Source organism: Streptomyces sp. CBMA123 (assembly GCF_014596465.1).
GTDB lineage: Bacteria > Actinomycetota > Actinomycetes > Streptomycetales > Streptomycetaceae > Kitasatospora.
Genome location: NZ_MECK01000055.1, coordinates 1 through 21,634, shown reverse-complemented (window position 1 = coordinate 21,634; position 21,634 = coordinate 1). Strand labels below are relative to the sequence as shown.

The window sequence follows — 21,634 nt, the reverse complement described above, 5'->3', positions numbered from 1 at the left end:
CCTGGAGGCCGGCGGGGACGCCGGCCCCGAGCTGCGGGCGGCCGGCGCGGCCGAGGTGCACCGCGACGCCGCCGCCCTGCTGCGTGTCCTGGATGACAGCCTGCTCGCCCGTCCCCGGGCCTTCGGGCGCGTGGCCGCCGCAACAGGCGGTCCCCGGAACGGTTAACGCCAGCCCGTACCGGGCAACCGCCCGGGTGCGAGCACGTCACCGGAAGTGTCGGAGGTGACCGAGATGGACGGACCCGCGTTGAGCGGATGGGAGCGGCGGCTCCTCGAGGAGATCGAGTCCGATCTGCGCCAGGACACGCGTCTCGACCGGAAGTTGAGCACGATGGGGGCGGGGCGGCCGAACCGGGTGCTGGCCGCGCTGCGCAGCGCCGGGCGCCGGATCTCGGCCGGGGTGGTGCTGACCGTGCTGGTGATGACGGCGATCTGCGCCGGCATCGGCGTGCGCACCCCGGCGACCGCCGTGCTGATCGCCCTCGGGGTGGTCTGGGCGGCCTCGGTGGCGGCGGCGGTGGCCGCCACGGCGCTGTTGCGGCGGCGCCGGGGACCGGGCCGGGGCTACACCGTCGACCAGGACCGGCCGGACCGGCGCGAGCGTGGTGAGGGCGGGGAGGGTCGTGAAGGTCGTGAACGCCGGCCCTGGGACCGCCCGGAGGCGTGACCCGAGGATGGACCGAACCACCGAGAGGTGCACATGAGTACCGACCTGTGGGAGTACCGACCGGGCTCCCACCCCGCCGCCGACCCCACCCTGGTCGGGTACGAGGTGCAGGCCACCGACGGCCCGCTCGGCCGGGTCGACCAGGACGCCGGCGACCACCTGATGGTCGACGCCGGCCCCTGGGTACCGGGCACCCGGGTGCTCGTCCCGGTCGGCATGGTCGCCCGGATCGACCACCTGGACCGCGCCGTCCACCTCGACTGCCCCCGGGCCCGGCTCGGCACCGTCCCACCGCCCGCCGAGGACCTCACCGCCTGCCGCCGGACCTGAGCCATGGGCTGGCCGTCCACCACCCTGACCGGTTGGACGATCGCCTTCCTGGTCGCCCCCTACGGCGCCGAACAGCGGGAACTGGCCTCGCCCTGGCAGGCCGTCGTCGAGTCCGGCGGCCTCCCGCGGCTGCTCTCCACCGCCCCGGGCCGGGTCCAGGCCGTCCGGAGCGAGGCGCTCGGGGACACCTTCGCGGTGGACGGCCTGGTAGCGGAGGCGGATCCGGCCGCCTACGACGGGCTGGTGCTGCCCGGCGGCGTCGCCAACCCGGACCGGCTGCGGCTGGACCGGGCCGCGGTCGCCTTCGTCCACGCCTGCTGCGTAACCGGCCGCCCCGTCGCGGCGATCTGCCACGCGGCCTGGACGCTGATCGAGGCCGACGCCGTCCGCGGCCGGACCCTCACCTCCTGGCCCAGCCTGCGGACAGACCTGGTCAACGCGGGCGCCCACTGGGTGGACGAGGAGGTGCACGTCTGCCGGGAGGGGCCCGGCCCGCTGGTGACCAGCCGCAGGCCGGGGGACCTGCCGGTGTTCGAGGACACCCTGGTCACCGAGTTCGCCCACGCGGCGGCCGAGCGGCGGAACTGAGCCGCCTCCTCAGGCCCTTCAGACCATGACGAGCGTGCACGCGGCCCGGTGGACGCCGTCGCCCTCCGGGGCGGGGCCTGTCGGCAGGTGAACCGGGCGCCGGGCAGGTGTCGGCCGGAGTGATGCCCAACCGCTGGGCCGGGGTGGCGGCGACGGTCGTGCCCGGGGCAGTGGAGCCGTCCGCGACCTGGCGGCGGACGGGCGCCCCGAACACCTCGGGCAGATCGTCGTGGCGACGTGCGGCGCTGAGGGAGCCGGCGGTGTACGGCGCTGAGGGAGTGCTCCGGGAAGCGCCCGCACCGTCCGGCCCGGCGCGCGGGTCGGTTCCCGCGGTCAGTCCCCGCGCAGCCGGACGAAGGTGGCGGTGGGCGGGCGGCCGGTGAGGGTGAGTTCGGCGCGCAGCGGGGCGGTGAGCGGGTGCACCTGGCCGTGGTCGGGGTCGGTGGCGGGCGGGCCGAGCAGCGGGCCGGCCGCCCGGGCGACCTCGCGGGCCTGGACGGGGGTCAGCCGGGGGCTGGTCAGCAGCACCCGGCCGTCGTCCAGCCGCAGCACCAGGGCGTGCGGCCGGGCCGCCGGGCCGGTGAGGGCGCTGACGGTGGCGTCCACGGTGTCGGAGCGCCGGTACTTGACCCAGCCGTGGCCGGCGCCGCGCGCGCGGTACGGGGAGGCGGCGGCCTTGCACACCAGGCCCTCCACGCCGGTGTCGGCCAGCCGCGCCATCCACTCCAGCGCCTCCGCCCGGTCGGTGGTGGCCAGGACGGGCTGGATCGGCGGCGGGACGTCGGCCAGGGCGGCGAGCAGCAGCCGGCGCCGGTCGGTGAGCGGGAGGCGCCGGACGTCGCGGCCGGGCAGCGCGAGCAGGTCGAAGGCGATCAGCCCGAGGGCGACGTCCGGGGCAGCGGCCCGGGACCGGCGGGTGTGCAGCAGCTCCTCGAAGGCGAACCGGCCGGCCCGCCAGGCGACGAGTTCGGCGTCCAGCACCAGCCCCTCCGGCAGCCGGGCGACGGCGGCGGCGATCGGCGGAAACTCGGGGGCGAGGTCGCGGCCGCTGCGGGACTGCAGGAACGCCGGGCGGTCGCCGCGGGCGAAGGCGACGCAGCGGAAGCCGTCCAGTTTCAGCTCGTACTGGACGCCGCCCCCGCCCAGCCCGTCGGCGGGCGGCACGGCGGGGACGGCGACGGGGCGCATCACCCCGACGGGCGGGTGCAGCACCTGTACCTGCCGGGGTTCCGTGGATGCGGCGGGTTTCGTGAGTGCGGCGGATGCGGCGGACACGGAGGGCGAGGAGGGCAGTGGCCGGGCCTGCTCCGGGTCCAGCAGCGGCGCGAACAGGTCGCCGTGCGCCGCCAGCCGTCCCGGCAGCTCGGCCAGGGTGAAGACCAGCTCCGCCTCCCCGCGGGCCCGCTCCAGCTCGGCCCAGGTGAGCGGGGTGGAGACCGTCGGCAGCGGCCGGGCGCGCAGCGTGTACGGGGCGGCGGTGGTCTTCTTGGCGTTGTTCTGCGACCAGTCGACCAGCACCCGGCCGCGCCGCCGGGCCTTGGCCATGGTGTGCACCGCCAGCTCCGGGTGCTCCGCCTCCAGGGCGGCGGCCAGCGCCTTCGCGTACCCGGACACCTCGGCGCTGGGGGCGGGCTCGATCGGCACCAGCAGGTGCAGGCCCTTGGAGCCGGAGGTCTTGACCCAGGCCGACAGGCCGTCCGCGGCCAGCCGCTCGCGCAGCAGCAGCGCGACCGCCCGGCAGGTCAGCACGTCGGCGCCCTCGCCCGGGTCGAGGTCCAGGACCAGCCGGTCCGCCAGCCCGGGCGCGGCGGCGTGCCACTGCGGGACGTGCAGCTCCAGGCAGCCCAGGTTGGCGACGGCCAGCAGGGCCGCGCCGTTCTCCAGCACCACCTGGCGCAGCCGCTCGCCGCTGGTCGGCACGTCCACCGTGCGCACCCAGTCCGGGGTGCCGGGCGGCGGGTTCTTGGCGACGAACACCTCCGCCTCGACGCCGTCCGGGCAGCGCAGGAAGGACACCGGGCGGTCGCGCAGATGGGGGAGCAGGGCGGTGTGCACGGCGGCGTAGTAGCGCAGCACGTCGCCCTTGAGGGTGCCGATGCTCGGGTAGTACACCTTGTCGAGGTGGGACAGGGCGAGGGTGTGTCCGTCCACCGTCATCTGCGGCACGGTCGGTCTCCGAAGGCTCCTACGGGTGGCCCCCGCAGCCAGTCTGCCCCGGCGCGGCGCCCACCGCCCGGGGCGGCCACCGCCGCCGGGGCCTGTCATCGCCCGGGCCTGTCACCCCCGGGGCCTATCACCGCCCGGGGCCGTCAGCGCCGCGCGGGGCCGACCAGGGCGTGGGCGTCCGCGACCAGGTCCTCGATCCGCGCCCAGTCCGGCTCCGGGCCGTCCAGGTAGGCGCCCAGCCAGCCCCGGTGCCCGACGTACGGCGGGCGGAAGTAGCGGGCCGGGTCCTGCCCGACCAGCCGCTCCTGGGCGCCGCCGGGCGCCGCGCACCAGAAGGCCAGCCGGTCGTCGTGGTGGTGGTCCGAGAGCATCACGAACACCCGGGCCCGGCGGCCGGAGCCCGTGAACCAGGTCGGCTCCCCGTGGCTGACTCGCTCCTCGACCTCCGGCAGCGCCAGGCAGAGCGCCCGCAGCCGGTCCACCGGGGTGGGCGTCACCGGGACGGCATGGGCCGGGGCGCGCCCGGATAGGTGCCGAAGTACCAGTGGTTGCCCTCCGGGTCGGCGGCGGCGAAGTCGCGCGAGCCGTAGTCCGTCTCGGTCAGCCCGGTGGTGATCCGGGCCCCGGCGGCGACGGCCCGGGCGTGCACGCCGTCCGGGTCGGCGGTGACCACGTACGCGCTGAAGCTGCCCGGCTCGCCCCGCCACTGGCCCGGCGCCGTCTCGCGCACCGAGCCGAGCATCACGCCGCCGCCCTCCGGCCAGGCCAGCTCGGCGTGGGCGACGAAGCCGTCCTCCCCGTAGCTGACCACCTCCCGGAAGCCGAAGGCGTCCGACAGGAAGCGGATCAGGGCCCGGGCGTCGTTCGCGCGCAGGGTGGGCCAGACCTGCGGGGCAGGGGTCTCGGTGTCCATGACCGTCACTCCTCGGGTGGGTGGGTTACGCCTCCCACTCTGCGACCGCCCCGCCCGCCCCGCCTTGGACGTTTCGGAACTTCCCCTCCTCCGGTCCCTCCGCCGCCAGCCAGGCGCTCGGCGCGGCCCCGGCCAGCGCGCGGAACTCCCGGGCCAGGTGCGCCTGGTCGAAGTAGCCGCAGCGGGCGGCCAGTTCCGCCAGCCGGGGCGGCGGCGAACCACCCGCGAGCAGGTGCCGGGCCCGGTCGAAGCGGATCACCCGGGCGGCGGCCTTCGGGGTGAGCCCGGTCTCCCGGCGGAACCGGTCCTGGAGGTACCGGGCGCTCCAGCCGGTCTCCCGGGCCAGCTCCGCCACCGGCAGCGCGCCGCCGCTGCGCCGCAGCGCCCGCCACGCCCAGCCCACCTCCGGCGGCACCAGCCCGGACGGCCGGGCGGCCCGCAGCAGCGCCCCGTCCAGCACCGCGAACCGCTCCGCCCAGCCGTCGGCCGCCTGGAGGCGCTCCCGCAGTCGCGGGCCGAGCCGCCCCAGCACCTCCTCCGCCGGGACGTCGATCCCGGCCAACTCCCCGGCGGGTAGCCCGAACAGCGCCCGGGCGGCGAGCGGGTGCACGGCGATCTGCACCCCGGACTGGGCGCCCTCGTGGGTGATCAGCGCGGGGGAGGTGTGCAGCCCGCCGAGCAGCGTCGGATAGCTGCCGGGCGGCTGCGCCGGATCCGGGTGGCCGGAGATCACCAGCGGCTCGTCCAGGGTGAGGATGAAGGTCAGGTACGGGGAGGGCAGACCGCGGTGCACGGCCGGGGCCAGGCCGCGCTGCCGGTAGCCGGAGTACCAGGCCACGTACGGGCGCAGGGCCGTCGCGGGCCGGGCGCGGACGGCCTCGTCGACCGCCCCGGCGGCTTGCGTCGTCACGGGTTCCAGTATCGGCGTCCGCGGTCGCGCGCGGGAGCGGGGTTGCCTATGGTGAGGGCACGGTCACCCTGTGAGGGGCGCGGTGCGCCGCGAGGGGGAGGACCGTCGGGGGGTAACAGCGACGAAGGAGTCCCCGTGACCACTGCCCGAGACATCATGCACACCGGCGCCCAGTGCATCGGCGCCCACCAGACCCTGGACGAGGCCGCGCGGATGATGCGCGAGAAGAACGTGGGCGCGCTGCCGATCTGCGGCGACGACCAGAAGCTGCACGGCATCATCACCGACCGTGACATCGTGGTGCGCTGTCTCGCCGAGGGCAAGGACCCGGCCACCATGACGGCCATCGAACTGGCCGGACACCTGCACTGCGTGCGGGCCGACGACAGCATCGACGCGGTGCTCAAGAAGATGGAGCAGCACCAGATCCGGCGCATCCCGGTGATCGACGGCGAGCGGCTGGTCGGCATGATCAGCGAGGCCGACCTGGCGATGGGCCACCGCGACGGCCACCGGCTGACGGACCAGCAGATCATCGAGTTCATGGACAGCGTCTACATGAAGCGGTGACCGCCGGCCGTAGGGTCGCCCCTACGGCCGCCCCGTCCGCGTGCCCGTGACCGGCCGGTCCCCCCGTACCGGCCGGGCCTTCCGAGGGTGCCGGACGGGGCCTTCGCGCGTCTTGTACAAATGCGCAGCGCCCGACCGGGCGGGCCCCGTCAGCCGGCGTCGAGCACGGCGCTGGTGACCCGCCCGACGACCCGGTCGGCCGGCTCCGGCGCGGTGGTGGAGCGGCGGGAGGCCAGGAAGTCGCGCGGCGAACAGCCCACCATGGCGCGGAAAGTACGGTCCAGGTGGGACTGGTCGTAGTAGCCGCAGAGCGCGGCCAGGTCGGCGCGCGCGAACCGGCCGTCCGGGGCGGTCAGCAGCCGCAGCGTCCGCTGCAGCCGCAGGATGCCGGCGGCCTGCTTGGGGGCCAGCCCCAGCTGCTCGCGGAAGCGCAGCTCCAGTCGGCGGCGGCTCCAGCCCGTGCCCTCGACCAGCGTCCGGACCGGCACCCGCCCGTCCGAGCGCCGCAGTTGCTGCCAGGCCCAGGTGACGTCCGGCTCCCAGGCCGGGCCGTCGGCGAACAGCGCGGTGAAGTAGCCGTCCAGCAGGGCGAACCGGGCCCGCCAGCCGGGGGCGTCGGCCAGTCGGGCGGCCAGCGGGCCCAGCCGGGGGCCCAGCACCTCCCCGGCCTCCGCCCACTGGCCGCCGAGCTCCCCGGCCACCGGGCCGAACGCCCGGAACGCGCCCTGCGGGGTGAGCGAGACGGCCAACCCGTGCAGCGCGCCGCTGTGTTCGGCGATCGTCGCGGTGCGGCGCAGCCCGGCCGCGATCGAGCCGAGGGAGACGGCGGGGGCGGGCGCCACGGCGTCGGTGAGCCGCATCCGGCCCTCGAAGGCCAGCGCCACCGTCACCACGTCGGTGGGCACCTCCAGACGCCGGCGCGGGCTCTCCAGGGCCAGCCGGTAGCCGTGGTAGTCGAGGACGTACCGGCGCAGCGGTGCGGCGGGCAGGCCGAGCACGGTCTCCGGCCCGGTTGTCGGCAGGGTGTCCTGGACCATCGCAACTCCCCTTCTCACAGCTGACACTGGCGGGTGTACGGATCATCCCAGGCGAGCCGGCCCGGTGTCCCGCGTCTCACCGTGCGGAATCCTGGTTCTCACTTGCCGGGATGAGGGCACACTGGCGGGTATGGGAAAGCAGTACGAAAGCATCGACGGCCGGCTGCGGCAGTTCATCGAACGCCAGCCCCTCTACTTCGTCGCGACCGCGCCGCTGGCCGCCGACGGACACGTCAACCTCTCGCCCAAGGGCCGCTCCGGCACCCTCGCGGTCATCGACGAACTCACCCTCGCCTACCTGGACTTCGGCGGTTCACAGGCCGAAACCATCGCCCACCTGCGGGAGAACGGCCGGATCACCCTGATGTGGTGCGCCTTCGACGGCCCGCCCACCGTCGTCCGGGTGCACGGCCACGGTGAACCGGTCTTTCGCGACGACCCGCGCTTCGCCGAACTGCTCGGCCGCTTCGAGCCCGGCGCGGACGGATCGGGCCTGCGGGCGATCGTGCTGGTCCGGGCCGAGCGGGTCTCCGACTCCTGCGGATACGCCGTGCCGTTCATGGACTACCGGGCCGAGCGCGAACTGCACGCCCAGTTCTTCGACCGCAAGGACGAGGAGGAGTTCGGCGCCTACTGCGAGCGCAAGCCGCACGTCGGCACCAGCATCGACGGCCTGCCGGCCCTGCCGCTGCCGCTCCCGGCCCGACCGGTGCGACGGGCCTGACGGGCCTGACGGGCCTGACGGGTGTGAGGGGCGTGAGGGGTGTGACGGGTCTGATGGGGACGTTTCCGAAGAGCTGCCATTATCAGCGGCATGAATGACCGTCAGATGGACATGGAATCCGCCGGCATGCCGACCCACCCCGTCGTCGAGCGGATCGAGCGGGCCGCGGCCACGGCCGGAGTACTGATCGCGGGCATCGGCCCGGCGCAGTGGAAGCTCCCCACCCCCTGCGCGGACTGGGACGTCACCGCGCTGGTGAACCACCTGGTGGGCGGGATCAACCTGTACGTCGGCCGGCTGACCGGCACCGACCCCGGCAGGGCGCACGAGGACGACTGGCTCGGGGACGACCCGGTCGCCGCCTACCGGGCCGCCGCCGCGGCGGACCTCGCGGCCTGGCGCCGCCCCGGCGCGCTGGACCGTACCGTCACCATCGCGCTCGGTGAGCTGCCGGGCGAGTTCGCCGCCACCGTCCACCTGACCGAACTGGCCGTGCACGGCGCGGACATCGCGGTGGCGACCGGTCAGGAGAAGCTGCTGGACACCGAACTGCTGACCGGCCTGCTGGCCGCGATCCAGGGCTTGGGCGTCGACCCGTACCGCGTCCCCGGCATCTTCGGCCCGAAGGCCCCGGTCCCGGAGGACGCCCCGGTCCACCTGCGCCTGCTGGCCCACCTGGGCCGGACGGTCCAGGCCTGAGGACGCTGGGGGCGTGGCGCCGGGGGGCGGGTCGTGACATGACGAAGCCGCCGCACCCCTGGGGAGGGGTGCGGCGGCCTGCGCGCGGCGGGGGGGCTTACTTGCCCAGGCCGGCCTTGGCGGAGCAGATCGGCCAGGCGCCCGGGCCCTGGGCGGCGAGGACCTTCTCGCCGATCGCGATCTGCTGGTCCTTGGTGGCCTGGTGGGCCTGCGGGGCGTAGGCGGTGCCACCGAAGGCGGCCCAGGTGCTGGAGGTGAACTGCAGGCCGCCGTAGAAGCCGTTGCCGGAGTTGATGGCCCAGTTGCCGGTGGCCTCACAGGAGGCGACCTTGTCCCAGACCGTGGCCGGGGCGGCGGAGGCGCTGGTGGCCGCGACGAGGCCGGCCACCGGGAGGGCGGTGAGCGCCCCGGCCATCAGAGCCATCCGGACGCGGTTGCGGCGCTTCGGGGTGGCAGTGGTGGTGGCAGCGGCGGTCTCGTTACGGAAGGTCATGCGGTTCCTTTCGGAGGGGGTCTGCGAGCGTGCGGAACCAGGCCCTCGGAAGGGCGTCGGGTTCGGGGACGCGTCACTCGCGTGGTCCGGCACCGTTCCTGCCCGGGGGCGCTGGGCCCGGCCGGAGCGGAATCACTCGGTGCAACGAGTTCGAAGGTACGGGGGTGGTTGTGGCGGTTTCAAGGATTCGCAGGTTTAGGCACGTCAGAGGCTTGTTACCGCAGGTAGCGATCACGAAAATAAGGTGATTTGGCCCGATTTCAACCTATTTCCAAGATCAAACCACCCTCCGGAGTGGCCCCCGTCACCCCGGAGGCGCTGTGAGGCCGCGCACACCGTCGACAGCGCGTGACGGCCCGCCCCGCCCCCGGTGCCGGAACCGCCGCCCCGCGCGGCCGTCCGGGTGGCCCGCGCCACAGCCCTCACTCGGAGTGCCCCTGTCCGCCACTCCCGGTGGCGGGCATAGCCTTCGGCCCATGAGCAATGAGAGCGATGCGGCGGACGCGGGCGCCGTCGACGACGCGGGCCGCCCGGCCGGCGAGAGGCACGGGGAGTACGAGGCGGCCGCCGCCCCCAGCGGCTTCGAGCTGGGGACCGACGGGCCCAAGGTGATCCTCGCGGGCCTGGACGGCTCCGACTCCTCCTGGCGCGCCACCGCCTACGCCGCCGGACTGGCCCGCCGGCAGGGCGCCGTCCTGGCCGTCGCCTACGTCCAGCCGATACTCGGCGCCGCGACCGCGCTGGCCGGGGCCGCGGTGGAGGAGACCACCCAGGAGATCGCCGACGAACTCCTCGCCGCGCTGCGCGAGGCCGAGCACCGGGTGCGCGAGGTCTGGCGGGTCGACTGGCGCTTCCTCACCATGCGTGGCGACCCGTACACCGGCCTGGCCAAGCTCGCCGACGAGCTGCGCGCCGACGCCGTAGTGGTCGGCGTCTCCGAGCAGGCCGGGCACAAGGTGATCGGCTCCGTCGCGGTCCGGCTGGTCAAGGCGGGCCGCTGGCCGGTCACCGTCGTCCCGTAGACCGAAAGCCCCGGTCGGGGCCCCGGCCGTGACCTGGACCGAGGCGCCGGCCGTGACCTTCGGCTGTGACCTGGACCGAGGCTCCGCCGTGACCTCGGCCGTGACCTCGGCCGCGACGTCGCCGGGCCGGACCGCCCACCGGGCGGCTCCGGAGCGGCCGGTAGGGTGCGTGACCATGACGGAAACGCCGGGCGCGCACCCCACCGAGCCGGCCCACCCGACCGGCAACGACCTGCACCTGGACCTCCCCGCCACCGGCGGCCGCCGCTCCGCGCTGATGGCGGCCCTGCGCGAGGCGATCCGCAGCGGCCGACTGGCCCCCGGCACCCGGCTGCCGCCCTACCGGGCCCTCGCCGCCGACCTCGGCCTGGCCCGCAACACCGCCGCCGAGGCCTACGCCGAACTGGTCGCCGAGGGCTGGCTCACCGCCCGCCAGGGCTCCGGCACCACCGTCGCCGAACGCGCCGCACCCGCACCCTCCCGCCGCACCCGGCGCCCCGCGCACCGGCCCGGGCCCGTGCACGACCTGCGCCAGGGCCGGCCCGACGCCTCCTCCTTCCCCCGCACCGCCTGGCTGGCCGCCGCCCGCCGGGCCCTCACCGCCGCACCCAACGAGGCCTTCGGGCCCGGCGATCCGCACGGCCGCCGCGAACTGCGCACCGTCCTCGCCGACTACCTCGCCCGCGCCCGCGGGGTGCGCACCGACCCCGACCGGATCGTGGTCTGCGCCGGCTTCGCCCACGCGCTGCGGCTGCTCTTCGACGGCGCCACGCCCGTCCTGCCGCCCGCCGAGCAGGGCCCGCTGGCCGTGGAGGCCTACGGACTGGGCTTCCACCGCGAACTGCTGGCCGCCGCCGGGGTCGCCACCGTGCCGCTGCCGATCGACGAACAGGGCGCCCGGGTCGATGAGTTGGCGCTCCGCCCGGAGATCCGCACAGCCCTGCTCACCCCCGCCCACCAGTTCCCGACCGGCGGCCCGCTGCACGCCGGGCGCCGCGCCGCCGCCGTCGACTGGGCCCGCGGGCACGGCGGCCTCGTCCTGGAGGACGACTACGACGGGGAGTTCCGCTACGACCGCCAGCCGGTCGGCGCCCTCCAGGGGCTCGACCCCGACCGGGTCCTCTACCTGGGCAGCACCAGCAAGAGCCTCAGCCCCGCGCTGCGCCTCGGCTGGATGGTCCTGCCGGACCACCTGGTGGACCGGGCGCTCGCGGCCAAGGGCGAACGCGAGGCCTGGGTGAGCGCGTTGGACCAGCTGACGCTGGCCGAGTTCATCGACTCCGGCGGCTACGACCGGCACCTGCGCCGGATGCGGCGCCGCTACCGGGACCGCCGGGACCAGCTGGTGGCCGCGCTGGCGGCGCACGCCCCGCACGTCGAGGCGTCCGGCATCGCGGCCGGTCTGCACGCCGTCCTGCGACTGGCCCCCGGTACCGAGCGGTCCATCCTCAAGGCCGCCGCCTACCGGGGCCTGGCCGTCGAGGGGCTCGCGGACTACCGCCACCCGGCGGCCGGCGCGGAGGCGGTGCCCGCCGTCGACGGCCTGGTGGTCGGCTACGCCACGCCGCCCGACCACGCCTACCCGGCGGCGCTCCAGGCGCTGTGCGACGTCCTGCCGCCGCCGTCCTGAGCGGGCCGGAAGGCTGGTCCGGCGCGGGTGGTGGGCCGGAAGGCCTGTCCGGTGCGGGCGTCGGGCATCGGGTGGTGGGGCAGGCAGGCCGCGAAGGATAGGCCACCGGAGGTTCCGCCGGGCCGGAACGCGGTCGGTCGGTCCGGGGCGTCCGCCCGCCGCTCGTGCGTCGGTACGGGTTCGGGCCGAGGAGGGCGGCCCCGGCGACGTCGCCCCCTACGCTCCATGGACATGCGCAGAACACATCTGAGCCGTGCCGCGGTCGCCGTGGGCCCGGCCGTCGCCGCCGGTCTGCTGTTGTCCGCGGCACCCGCCCAGGCGGACAGCCCGCTGCCCCTCACAGCCGTCTCCGACCGCCAGACGACCGGCCGGGGAGGTGAGTTCACGCTGACCCTGACGCTCACCAACCCGTACGACACCCCGATCCAGTTCGTCTACCAGAGCGTCCAGCAGACGTACGACAGCAGTCTGGTGCAGGGGCTCAAGTTCACCGCCACGGCCTGCGGCACCCAGACCAACGGCTGCAGCGACAACGTGCACGGCGGCATCGCCCGCTACGACGTCCCGCTCGCCCCCGGCGCCAGCAGCACCTTCACGGTCACCTACACCGTGGCCCCCGACTCGGCCTGCGGCCAGGGCGTCCGGATCGACTTCTACTCGTACCTCTACTACGAGTACAACGGCGGTCTGGCCAACAACTCCGGCATCCTGGGCATCCCGGGCACCCAGGTCGCCTGCTGATCCGATCCCTTCCTCCCCCCGGCGCGGCCCCTGCGGCCGCACCCCCGTACACCCGTCAGGTGCCGGCCACCCCCGTACCGGCACCTGACGGGCCTTTCGCGTTTCCGGACCCGGACCCGGACCGGGGTCGCGGTCGGGTCCGGGTCGGGGCCGCAGGGTGCCCGGCCGTTGTGCCGGGTTGACGGCCGGTGGGCGTGGGGGAGGGCGCGCGGGCGGTGTGTCGGAGCAGTGGCGGGCGCTGGGGGAGCTGGGTGCGCGGGCGCGAACGGATGTTCCGGTGGCGGATGGGGCGCGCGGGGGCGGATCGCGCGAGATTCACCCTATCGGGGGGTAGTCGGCCGCCGTACGGGCTCGGTCGGGTTCTGGTGATCTAGGGTTCCGGATGGGCCGCCGGGCGATGGCGGTCCCGCTCCCGAAACTCGCCAACTTCCCCACCGGTAAGCGGATCTGATGATCCGTTGCGGACGCGTGTGCCCAGGGCGGAGCGGTACGGCCCTGACCGCGTGGTCCGACCCACACGAATGGAGACCCCTGCCGATGCCCGTGGACACGAGCCCGGAGACACAGCAGGACCGGCAGCAGAGCCTTGCGACGGCAGCTGCCCGCAACCTTGCCACCACCACCAAGTCCGCACCGCAGATGCAGGAGATCACCTCCCGCTGGCTGCTCAAGGTGCTCCCGTGGGTCGAGGCCCACGGCGGTGCGTACCGGGTGAACCGACGGCTCACCTACACCGTCGGCAACGGCGTGGTGGAGTTCATCAAGACCGGCTCCCAGGTCCGGGTGATCCCGGCGGAGCTGGGCGAACTCGCCCTGCTGCGCGGCTACGAGGACGAGGAGGTGCTGACCGCCCTCGCCGACCGGTGCGAGCAGCGGGACTTCGGTCCGGGCGAGGTGCTCACCACCCAGGGCGAGGCGGCCGACCGGATCTTCCTGATCGCGCACGGCAAGATCAACAAGATCGGCACCGGCAAGTACGGCGACGAGACCGTGGTCGGCGTGGCCGGCGACGGCGACCGCTTCGGCGACGACGCGCTGCTGAACCCGGACGCCGCCTGGGAGTACACCGCGAAGACCGCCACCTCCGGTGTCGCCCTCACTCTGAGCCGGGACGACTTCGCCCGCATCCGGGACAACGCGCCGACCCTCCAGGAGCACCTGGAGTCGTTCCTGTCCCTGCCGCTGCAGGCCCAGAACGAGCGCGGCGAGGCCGAGATCGCCATGTCGGCCGGCCACCGCGGCGAGTACCAACTCCCCGGCGCCTTCGTGGACTACGAGCTCAAGCCGCGCGAGTACGAGCTGAGCGTCGCGCAGACCGTCCTCAAGATCCACACCCGCGTCGCGGACCTGTACAACCAGCCGATGAACCAGACCGAGCACCAGCTCCGGTTGACCATCGAGGCCCTGCGCGAGCGCCAGGAGCACGAGATGATCAACAACCCGGAGTTCGGCCTGCTCAACAACGCCGACTTCGACCAGCGGATCCAGACCCACTCCGGCCCGCCCACCCCGGACGACCTGGACGAGCTGCTCAACCGCCGCCGCGACCCCGACTATCTGCTGGCCCACCCCAAGGCCATCGCCGCGATCGGCCGCGAGTTCAACGCCCGCGGCATCTACCCGCACCACGTCGACCTCGGCGGGCAGCAGGTGCCGGCCTGGCGCGGGGTGCCGATCCTGCCGTGCAGCAAGATCCCGATCACCAAGGAGAACACCAGCTCGATCCTGGTGATCCGTACCGGCGAGGACAACCAGGGCGTCATCGGCCTGCACCAGACCGGCCTCCCGGACGAGTACCAGCCCTCGCTCTCCGTCCGCTTCATGGGGATCGACGAGAAGGCGATCATCTCCTACCTGGTCAGCGCCTACTACTCCTGCGCGATCCTGGTGCCGGACGCGGTCGGCGTGCTGGAGAACGTCGAGATCGCGCACCGTCGCCACTGAGCACCCGGAACAGCGAGCGCAGGCCGTAACCGGGCGGCGCGAAGATCGTTTCACCTGATGACGGACGGTCCGCCCCGGAGGTGGGCCGTCCGTCTGATCACGTCTGAATGCGCTTGGTCGTGCCCGATCGGTTCTGACCCGGCCCAGGTCATCGCCGCCCGTTTCCGTCGGCTGTTCAGACCGGATCCTTCCGTCCTCCCCAGGCGACCCGAGAGGTGTGTGGAGCCCATGCCGCAGCGGCGGCAGTTCCGACGGATACCGCGGCACGGCGGCGGGTCCGCGGCCCCCGGGCGACGGGTGCGGCTGATCGGCGCGGCGGTCGGCGTGGTGGCGATGTGCGCGCTGGTCGGCGGCGCCAGCGCCTCGGGTGCCGAACGCCCCGGCGGGCATCCGCACGGCCCGGCCGTCGACACCTGCGTGTGCACCGAGACGGACCTCTCGACGTCGGTCGGCCCGGGCGGCAGCGTGGACGTCGGGGTGGACGTGGACGTCCAGGTCGGCGTCAGCGTCGCCCCGGACATCGGCCGGCACCACGGGCCGCGCCCGCCGCACGACCATGACCACGAGCACCACCCGTGTCACCGGCCGCCCACGGCGGCACCGTTACCCGCGGTGCCCTCGCCCTCGGGCACGGCCGGGCTCCGGCAGCAGCCGGGGCGGCCGGCGGAGGAGCACGGTGGGGGCGGTGACCACGACGGGGACGAGCGGCACCACCACCACCATCACCATCACCACCACCCGTGCCCGAGTCCGAGCCCCACCCCGACGCCTACGCCGACGCCGACTCCCACGCACACGCCGACGCCTACACCCACGCCGACGCCGACCCACACCCCCAGTCCCACGCCGACGCCTACACCCACGCCGACCCACACCCCCAGTCCCACGCCAACGCCGACGCCGTCTCCGACGGTGGCACCCCCCAGCCCGAGCCCGGTGCCCACCCCGCCGCCGTCGCCCCCGGCGCCCGCGCCCCCGCCGCCTGCCCCCGCACCGGCCGTACCGCCCCCGGCGGTGCCCGCCGCGCCCGCGGACCCGGCGCCCGGCGCACCTGCCCCGCAGCCGCCGCCCGTCGTGGTACCCGTCCCCGTGGTGCCCGCCCCGGCGGCCCCCGACGTGGTGGCGCCCAGCCCCGTGGCGCCGAGCCCGGTCCGGCCGAGTCCGCTGTGGCCGACGCCGTCGGCGCACCCGGTGTTCAAGGTGCGGGCCACCAGGCCGATGCCCGTCACGAAGCACCACCATGCCGCCTCGACGACCACCACGATGCTGCTGATCACCGTTCCCGCGGTTCTCGCGGCGGCGGCGCTGCGCCCCGGTGGCCGAGGCCGCGGTCGCTCCGGGTCCTGACGGCGTCAGCGTCCTTCATGCACCTCCGGAGCCTGACGGCTTCCGGTCCGCCCGGAGGACCTCCGGGCCCCGACGGACAGTTTCCCGGGCTCGACCGACCGGTCGGGTCCCGGACTTCCCCGTTCACGTCACAAGCCAAGCCAGAGAAGGGAGTTCCCATGTCAGAGTGGGTGGCGCTGGTCATCGCCTTGGCGGCGGCCTGTGCCGTTGTGTTGGCGGTGGTGGTGCTGAGGCGCCGCCAGCGGGGTGTCGTCGAGAACGCCGACGAGACGCCCGACGTCATCGAGTACATCACGATGATGATCGGCGTGGTCTACGCGATCGTCCTCGGTCTCGCCATCGCGGGTGTCTGGGAGGCGCGCGGCGCCGCCCAGGACGACCTGTTCACCGAGGCGCAGGCGCTGCGGGAGGTGAGCGACCGGGCGGTGGTCTACCCGGCCGAGTTCCGCGACCAGGTCCGGGCCGACGTCGACGCCTACGTCACGTACGTGGTGCACGTCGAGTGGGACTACATGGGCAAGAACGGCGAGATCACCGACAAGGGCACCCAGTTGCTGGACAAGGTCCAGAACGAGGTGGCCACCCGGGCCCCGGCCTCGGACCTGGAGGCCCAGGCCTACCAGCCGATCATGGACCGGATCAGCCAGGCCTCCGGCGCCCGCAACCAGCGCGGCCAGAACGCCGGGCCGACCATGCCGGGCGTGGTCTGGTTCGGGCTGATCGGTGGCGCGGTGGTGACCGTCGGCATGCTGTTCGCGCTGCAGATCAGGCGCACGCCGAGGGAGTTGATCCTGGCGGCCTGCTTCAGCGTGCTGATCGCCTTCCTGTTGTTCATGATCTGGGACTTCGACGATCCGTTCGCCCGGAGCGTCTCGGTCACCACCCAGCCCTTCGAGGACCTCTTCCCCTCGCTCAACCTCTAGAGCTGTCAGCACGCTCGACCGCAGGAGCGGCACAGGCCGACACCGGTGGCCCCGGACGGGACCACCGGTGTCGGCCTGTGCCCGACGCGATGTCAGCGCAGGCTGATGTCCAGCGAGTTGAGCATGGTGCCGGAGGCGTCGTCGTTCTCCAGGGAGAAGGCGAACAGGCCGCCCAGGCCCTTGCTCTTGGCGTAGGCCCCGCGCGCCTGGACGGCCTGCGGGGTGTCACCGGTCCAGAAGTCGGTGCCGTCGTAGACCCAGCTGCTCTCCGTCACCGGGTCCCAGTGGGTCTGCGCGGCGGTCGGGTTGAGCTCCTTCCAGGCGGCCAGCCCGGCCTCCTGGCTGAGCGGCTTGGCGGCCGTCGGGCGGGTCGCGCTCTGGTACAGGCCGTAGTTCGAGCCGGCCGGGACGCCCGTCCAGCCGCGCCAGTAGAACGGGATGCCGAGCACGATCTTGTTCGCCGGGAAGCCGCCGGGGATGCCGTACTCGGGCAGGCCGGCGGTGTACGCGGTGAGCGTGGTGTCCACGTTGTACTTGCGGGTGCCAGGGGTGATCGGCGTGGTCGGGTCGGCCGGGCTGTCGTGCAGCGGGTCCTGGTGGTTGGTCGGGCCCTTGGCGTCCCAGGAGCCGTGCATGTCGTAGGACATCACGTCGGCGTAGTCCAGGTAGGCGCCGATCCTGTCGGTCTCCAGCTGGGCGATCTTGTCCTGGCCGCTGGGCAGCGCCGCGCTCAGCAGGTACCGCTTGCCCTGGGCGGCGCCGAGGGCGTCCAGCTGGGTGCGGAACTCCTTGAGCAGCAGGGTGTAGTTCTGCTTGTCGGCGGGGGAGTAGTGGTTGCCGGTGTGGCCGCCGGCCGAGCCCGGGTACTCCCAGTCGAGGTCGACGCCGTCGAAGATGCCGGCCGCCGAGGCCGGTCCGCTGGACCACCCCGGGCCAGGAAGGGCGGCGCACCGGTAGGTTGACCGGGACGGAACAGACCCGCCGAACGGAGGCGCGCATGGACAGTCAGGGCTGGGACGACCGCTACGCCGCGAGCGAACTGGTGTGGGGGACCGCGCCCAACCGGTGGGTGGTCCGCGAACTGACCGGACACACCCCCGGCCACGCCCTCGACCTGGCCACCGGGGAGGGCCGCAACGCCATCTGGCTGGCCGCCCAGGGCTGGGAGGTCACCGGCCTCGACTTCTCCGCCGTCGCCCTCGAACGCGCCGAACGGCTCACGTCCGAACTGCCCGACGAGGTCGCCGACCGCCTCACCTGGCGACACGGCGACGCCCGCGGCTACGAGGCCCCCGACGCCGACTACGACCTCGTCCTGATCGCCTACCTCCACCTGCCCGCCGACGACCGCCGGGCCGCGCTGCACCGCGCCGCCGAGGCACTCGCCCCCGGCGGCACCCTGCTGGTGATCGGGCACGACCTCAGCAACCTCACCGAGGGCGTCGGCGGCCCGCCGGACCCGGCCGTACTGTTCACCCCCGAGGACGTCCTCGCCGACCTCGCCCCGTACGGCCTGCGCACGGTACGGGCCGAGCGCCTCCACCGCGAGGTCGGCGAGCCCGGCCACAAGGGCGGCCCGACGGGCGTCGCGATCGACGCGCTGGTCCGGCTGGAGCGGGGTGCCGAGTGACCGCCCGGCTCACCCGCCGCCTGCTGCTCACCGGACTCGTGGCCGCCGCCCCGCTGGCACTGGCCGGCTGCTCCTCGGGCAAGTCGAAGGACAAGACCGGCCCGGCGGCCAAGGCCAGTGACCCGGGTGGCGCCGCCTTCGTGATGATCATCCGGCACGGCGAGAAGCCCGGCGGCAGCCAGCCCGGCCTGGACGAGAACGGCAAGCACGACAGCAAGTCCCTCACCCAGCGCGGCTGGGACCGCGCCAAGGCCCTGCCCACCCTGTTCGCCCCGCCCGCCACCGGACTGCGCGCCCCGGCCCGGATCTACGCCGCCACCGACCAGGGCCCGATGGCCGGCGCCCACCGGATGCGGCAGACCGTCACCCCGCTGGGCGCCAAGCTCGGGCTGACCGTGGACACCACCTACGCCGAGTCCCAGGAGACCGGACTGGCCGGCGCCGCCCTCGCGGGCACCCAACCCGTGCTGATCTGCTGGGAGCACTCCCGGATCCCGCGGATCGTCGAGGCGCTCGGCGCCGCCGGCAGCGGGGCGCCGACCAGCTGGCCGGACCGGTTCGACCTGGTCTGGGTCCTCTCCCGCTCGGCCGGCGGGCCCTGGACCTTCCAGGAGGTGCGCCAGCACCTGCTGGACGGCGACGCCTGATCCACCCGCGGGCGCCCCGCAGGCTCTCATCGAGCACCAACGGCGGGCGCCCGCCCGGGAGAGTGGGTCAGACGGCGTTGATCGTCACCACCGCGTACTGGACGACGGTCAGCGGCACGCTGACCGTGCCGCCGGTCACGGTGTACGGGACGGGCCGCGGCCGCGGGTCGGTGCCGTCCGGGCTGGCGACGGTGACGGCGGTGACGCCCGCCCCGGCCGGGAGGGCGTAGGAGAGCGTGCAGTTGGCGGGGGTGGTGCGGAAGTCCGCCGGGGTGTCACCGAAGTTGGTGAAGTTGACCAGGTGGACGACGGTGTCGCCGCCGAGCCGCCGGGCGTCCAGGAAGATCCGCCGGTCCCCGGCCAGGGTGACGGCGGGCGGCGCGGACTGGCGTACGGCGGCGAGCAGTTGGTCGGCCGAGGCCTGGGTCGGTGGTGGTCAGGTAGCTGAGGCCGGGCAGCGCCTTGAGGTACCAACAGGTGCCGCTGCCGTAGGAGTTGCGCCGGCTCGCGGGCAGCGGGTCGGCCAGGCGCAGTCCGAGCACGTCGGACAGCGCGAACTCGGCGCGCCGGCCGCCCAGTTCGTCCAGCGCGGTGGGGGCGGGGCCGGTGACGACGACCGTCCCGTCGCCCGCGACGAAGCCGCGCAGCACGGCGGCCTCGGCGTCCGAGACGGCCTGGAGGTTGGGCAGCGGCAGCACCGTGAAGCGGGCCAGGTCGGCGGCGCTCGGGCCGGGGCTGGGCACGGTGTCGAAGGGCACGTGGGCGTAGACCAGCGCCCACGCTGCCGTAGAACACGTTGGGCTTGCCGGACAGGTCGCGCTGGACCCAGTCTTCCCCTGGTCGTCCTTGTAGAAGGAACGGCCCTTCTCTCCGCCGGGGGAGATGAGTTCGAGGGACGGGTGGTACATGACGACCTTGAGGCCGGCCGCGTGGGCCAGGCCGGTGAAGGTCTTCACATCGGCCATGTGGGCGGCGAACTCGGCGTCGGTGAGCCAGTTGGAGAGCAGGGTGTCGAGTTCGGTCACGCTGACGTTCTGCGCTTTGAGGGCGTCGATGTAACTCTGCATGTCGGCGGGCTCGTTGAAGGTGCCGTCGGCGATCCGGGCGAAGCGGGCGGAGCACCGCCGGAAGTGCGGCCTGGGGGACCGCTGGGTAGGGGGCCCCCGAGCCGCTGTCCGATGATCAGAGATTTCTCCGTGTGCGATAGGTTCGCAGCAAGGACGGCGGCAGGAACGAGGAGGGCACGATGACCGTTTCGCTGGCCAAGGGGCAGAAGATCAGCCTGGAGAAGCCGGGCGGTGGGCAGTTGAGCGTGGTCCGGATGGGCCTGGGCTGGCGGGCCGTGCAGCGCAAGGGCTTCCTGGCCAAGCTGCTGTCCGCCGGACAGGAGATCGACCTGGACGCCTCGGCGGTGCTGTTCGCCGGCGGCAAGGCACTGGACGTGGTCTTCTTCCAGCACCTCACCAGCAACGACGGCTCGGTGCGGCACAGCGGGGACAACCTGGTCGGCGGCGCGGGCGACGCGACCGACGACGAGTCGATCACCGTCGACCTGACCAAGGTGGCCGCCGAGGTCGACCAGATCCTGTTCACGGTGAACTCCTTCACCGGACAGACCTTCCAGGAGGTCGAGGCCGCCTTCTGCCGACTGGTGGACGAGACCACCGGCACCGAGCTGGCCCGCTACACCCTGACCGGCGGCGGCCCCTACACCGCCCAGATCATGGCCAAGGTGCAGCGCACGCCCGGCGGCTGGCAGATGGCCGCGATCGGCCAGCCGGCCGGCGGGCGCACCTTCCAGGACCTGATGCCGGAGCTGATCAAGTACCTGTGATGCCTGCCGGCCCCCGGGTTCCGGTGCCGTGCGGTGGACGCTACTCGACGTCCCGGCGCCGGAACCCGGCCAGGGCCAGCGCGATCAGCGCGGCCGCGACCAGGGTGAGCACGGCCAGCGGCGTCCAGTCCATCGGGGCCGCCGGGAGCCGGGGCACCCGGCCGAACGGGGACAGCCGGTCCAGGCCCGCCGGGAGCTTCAGCAGCGGGCCGAGGTAGCCGATCACGAACGCGTACCCGGGGACGGCCCAGGCCAGCGGCAGCGCCCGGGGCAGCCAGCCGTAGACGGCGGCGGCGAAACCCACCGTCACCCAGAGGGCGGGCACGAAGGCCAGCGCCGCTCCGGTCAGCCGGAGGAACACGCCCCCGTCGCCGGTGGACAGCGCCCCGGCCAGACCGAAGCCCACGCCCGCCGCCAGCATCACCGCGGTGGAACCCAGCAGCGCCGCCGCCAGGTGCCCGCCCAGCCAGCCGGACCGCGACACCCCGGCGGCCAGCACCGGCACCGCCCGCCCGGCGCTCTCCTCGGCGCGCGGGCGCAGCGTCGCCAGCACCGCGTAGACCCCGCCGACCACCGCGACGACCAGCATGGTCAGCGCGGCGAAGGAGTCGGCGAGGGTGTGACCGCCGAGCCGGGCCAGCGCCTCCTTGATCTGGTCGACGTCCTTGAGCATCGAGTCGGCCTCGCCGAGCAGCGAGCCGTACATCGCGCCGAGCAGCAGCAGGGCTGCGGCGAAGGCGCCGATCAGGCCGCGGTGCAGCCGCAGCGCCAGGCCGAGCGGGGTGCCCAGGGCGGGGCTCCCGGTGGCCGGGCCGGGAC

General features: G+C 74.4%; 24 protein-coding genes and 2 pseudogenes. 15 read left to right on the top strand and 11 right to left on the bottom strand.

Translation table 11 applies throughout. The features are described from left to right. Positions 1–232: 232 nt before the first annotated feature. From BG452_RS09230 to BG452_RS09220, 3 genes are read left to right on the top strand one after another with little or no spacing between them, the layout of a single operon-like run. On the top strand, positions 233–667 hold the full coding sequence (locus BG452_RS09230) for a DUF3040 domain-containing protein (RefSeq protein WP_188303723.1): 435 nt from the start codon (positions 233–235) through the stop codon (positions 665–667). A 33-nt stretch (positions 668–700) separates the two neighbouring features. Then, complete coding sequence (locus BG452_RS09225) at positions 701–997, top strand: PRC-barrel domain containing protein (RefSeq protein WP_188303722.1); 297 nt, start codon at positions 701–703, stop codon at positions 995–997. A 3-nt stretch (positions 998–1,000) separates the two neighbouring features. Then, positions 1,001–1,585, top strand: a complete 585-nt coding sequence (locus BG452_RS09220; protein ID WP_188303721.1) for a type 1 glutamine amidotransferase domain-containing protein — start codon at positions 1,001–1,003, stop codon at positions 1,583–1,585. Positions 1,586–1,918: 333 nt separating this feature from the next. On the opposite strand, the gene BG452_RS45425 is transcribed toward BG452_RS09220, so the two are convergent. From BG452_RS45425 to BG452_RS09200, 5 genes and pseudogenes are all read right to left on the bottom strand, one after another. Next, a complete protein-coding gene (locus tag BG452_RS45425) occupies positions 1,919–2,773 on the bottom strand; it encodes a DNA ligase (protein WP_223241968.1) in 855 nt (284 codons plus the stop codon). Positions 2,774–2,869: 96 nt separating this feature from the next. Then, positions 2,870–3,742 (bottom strand): annotated as a pseudogene (gene ligD, locus BG452_RS45420) (non-homologous end-joining DNA ligase); the annotation flags it as partial. Between the two features lie 152 nt (positions 3,743–3,894). Further along, the gene (locus BG452_RS09210; protein WP_188303719.1) at positions 3,895–4,248 is read right to left on the bottom strand and encodes an MmcQ/YjbR family DNA-binding protein; all 354 of its coding nucleotides are present in this window, start codon (positions 4,246–4,248) and stop codon (positions 3,895–3,897) included. Continuing rightward, on the bottom strand, positions 4,245–4,664 hold the full coding sequence (locus tag BG452_RS09205) for a VOC family protein (protein WP_188303718.1): 420 nt from the start codon (positions 4,662–4,664) through the stop codon (positions 4,245–4,247). The genes BG452_RS09210 and BG452_RS09205 overlap by 4 nt, the downstream gene beginning before the upstream one ends. A 25-nt stretch (positions 4,665–4,689) precedes the next feature. Then, a complete protein-coding gene (locus BG452_RS09200; protein WP_188303717.1) occupies positions 4,690–5,574 on the bottom strand; it encodes a helix-turn-helix domain-containing protein in 885 nt (294 codons plus the stop codon). Positions 5,575–5,709: 135 nt separating this feature from the next. Here BG452_RS09200 and BG452_RS09195 point away from each other — a divergent pair, with 135 nt between their 5' ends. Further along, the gene (locus BG452_RS09195; protein ID WP_188303716.1) at positions 5,710–6,144 is read left to right on the top strand and encodes a CBS domain-containing protein; all 435 of its coding nucleotides are present in this window, start codon (positions 5,710–5,712) and stop codon (positions 6,142–6,144) included. A gap of 149 nt (positions 6,145–6,293) precedes the next feature. Here the strand turns inward: BG452_RS09195 and BG452_RS09190 are convergent, their stop codons facing one another. Beyond that, the gene (locus BG452_RS09190) at positions 6,294–7,181 is read right to left on the bottom strand and encodes a helix-turn-helix domain-containing protein (RefSeq protein WP_188303715.1); all 888 of its coding nucleotides are present in this window, start codon (positions 7,179–7,181) and stop codon (positions 6,294–6,296) included. A 130-nt stretch (positions 7,182–7,311) separates the two neighbouring features. Between BG452_RS09190 and BG452_RS09185 the strand changes: the two genes are divergently transcribed. Both BG452_RS09185 and BG452_RS09180 read left to right on the top strand, forming a co-directional pair. Continuing rightward, the gene (locus tag BG452_RS09185) at positions 7,312–7,905 is read left to right on the top strand and encodes a pyridoxamine 5'-phosphate oxidase family protein (RefSeq protein WP_188303714.1); all 594 of its coding nucleotides are present in this window, start codon (positions 7,312–7,314) and stop codon (positions 7,903–7,905) included. Positions 7,906–7,995: 90 nt separating this feature from the next. After that, complete coding sequence (locus BG452_RS09180) at positions 7,996–8,604, top strand: TIGR03086 family metal-binding protein (RefSeq protein WP_262985988.1); 609 nt, start codon at positions 7,996–7,998, stop codon at positions 8,602–8,604. 97 nt (positions 8,605–8,701) lie between these two features. Here the strand turns inward: BG452_RS09180 and BG452_RS09175 are convergent, their stop codons facing one another. Beyond that, entirely contained in the window at positions 8,702–9,097 is a 396-nt protein-coding gene (locus BG452_RS09175; RefSeq protein ID WP_188303713.1) for a transglycosylase family protein, read from the bottom strand. A gap of 476 nt (positions 9,098–9,573) precedes the next feature. On the opposite strand from BG452_RS09175, the gene BG452_RS09170 reads away from it, so the two are divergent. The 4 genes from BG452_RS09170 (at position 9,574) to BG452_RS09155 (ending at position 14,434) form a co-directional block, all read left to right on the top strand. Next, complete coding sequence (locus BG452_RS09170; protein ID WP_188303712.1) at positions 9,574–10,119, top strand: universal stress protein; 546 nt, start codon at positions 9,574–9,576, stop codon at positions 10,117–10,119. Positions 10,120–10,294: 175 nt separating this feature from the next. Further along, positions 10,295–11,749: a PLP-dependent aminotransferase family protein gene (locus BG452_RS09165; RefSeq protein WP_188303711.1), complete on the top strand. Its 1,455-nt coding sequence runs from the start codon at positions 10,295–10,297 to the stop codon at positions 11,747–11,749. Positions 11,750–11,980: 231 nt separating this feature from the next. Then, a complete protein-coding gene (locus tag BG452_RS09160) occupies positions 11,981–12,490 on the top strand; it encodes a hypothetical protein (protein WP_188303710.1) in 510 nt (169 codons plus the stop codon). Positions 12,491–13,027: 537 nt separating this feature from the next. Beyond that, positions 13,028–14,434 carry a family 2B encapsulin nanocompartment shell protein gene (locus tag BG452_RS09155; protein ID WP_188303709.1) on the top strand — a complete coding sequence of 469 codons (1,407 nt, stop codon included), beginning with the start codon at positions 13,028–13,030 and terminating at the stop codon, positions 14,432–14,434. A 728-nt stretch (positions 14,435–15,162) separates the two neighbouring features. Here BG452_RS09155 and BG452_RS09150 read toward each other — a convergent pair. Beyond that, positions 15,163–15,711 carry a hypothetical protein gene (locus BG452_RS09150; protein ID WP_188303708.1) on the bottom strand — a complete coding sequence of 183 codons (549 nt, stop codon included), beginning with the start codon at positions 15,709–15,711 and terminating at the stop codon, positions 15,163–15,165. 228 nt (positions 15,712–15,939) lie between these two features. On the opposite strand from BG452_RS09150, the gene BG452_RS09145 reads away from it, so the two are divergent. Further along, positions 15,940–16,704 (top strand): DUF4239 domain-containing protein, encoded by a 765-nt coding sequence (locus BG452_RS09145; protein WP_188303707.1) that lies wholly within the window; start codon positions 15,940–15,942, stop codon positions 16,702–16,704. A 92-nt stretch (positions 16,705–16,796) separates the two neighbouring features. Here BG452_RS09145 and BG452_RS09140 read toward each other — a convergent pair whose 3' ends face one another. Then, the gene (locus BG452_RS09140; RefSeq protein ID WP_411292908.1) at positions 16,797–17,600 is read right to left on the bottom strand and encodes a glycoside hydrolase family 18 protein; all 804 of its coding nucleotides are present in this window, start codon (positions 17,598–17,600) and stop codon (positions 16,797–16,799) included. A gap of 101 nt (positions 17,601–17,701) precedes the next feature. On the opposite strand from BG452_RS09140, the gene BG452_RS09135 reads away from it, so the two are divergent. The 3 genes from BG452_RS09135 to BG452_RS09125 all read left to right on the top strand — a co-directional run bounded on the left by BG452_RS09135 (position 17,702) and on the right by BG452_RS09125 (position 19,211). Further along, on the top strand, positions 17,702–18,334 hold the full coding sequence (locus BG452_RS09135; RefSeq protein WP_188303706.1) for a class I SAM-dependent methyltransferase: 633 nt from the start codon (positions 17,702–17,704) through the stop codon (positions 18,332–18,334). Further along, positions 18,331–18,981, top strand: coding sequence for a hypothetical protein (locus BG452_RS09130; RefSeq protein ID WP_188303705.1), 651 nt, complete (start codon positions 18,331–18,333; stop codon positions 18,979–18,981). The genes BG452_RS09135 and BG452_RS09130 overlap by 4 nt, the downstream gene beginning before the upstream one ends. A gap of 77 nt (positions 18,982–19,058) precedes the next feature. Beyond that, positions 19,059–19,211, top strand: coding sequence for a hypothetical protein (locus BG452_RS09125; protein ID WP_188303704.1), 153 nt, complete (start codon positions 19,059–19,061; stop codon positions 19,209–19,211). A 45-nt stretch (positions 19,212–19,256) separates the two neighbouring features. Here BG452_RS09125 and BG452_RS09120 read toward each other — a convergent pair whose 3' ends face one another. Further along, positions 19,257–20,048 (bottom strand): hypothetical protein, encoded by a 792-nt coding sequence (locus BG452_RS09120; protein ID WP_188303703.1) that lies wholly within the window; start codon positions 20,046–20,048, stop codon positions 19,257–19,259. A gap of 179 nt (positions 20,049–20,227) precedes the next feature. Between BG452_RS09120 and BG452_RS09115 the strand changes: the two genes are divergently transcribed. Next, positions 20,228–20,815 (top strand): TerD family protein, encoded by a 588-nt coding sequence (locus BG452_RS09115; protein WP_188303702.1) that lies wholly within the window; start codon positions 20,228–20,230, stop codon positions 20,813–20,815. 40 nt (positions 20,816–20,855) lie between these two features. On the opposite strand, the pseudogene BG452_RS09110 reads toward BG452_RS09115, so the two are convergent. Beyond that, positions 20,856–21,634 (bottom strand): annotated as a pseudogene (locus BG452_RS09110) (ABC transporter permease); the annotation flags it as partial.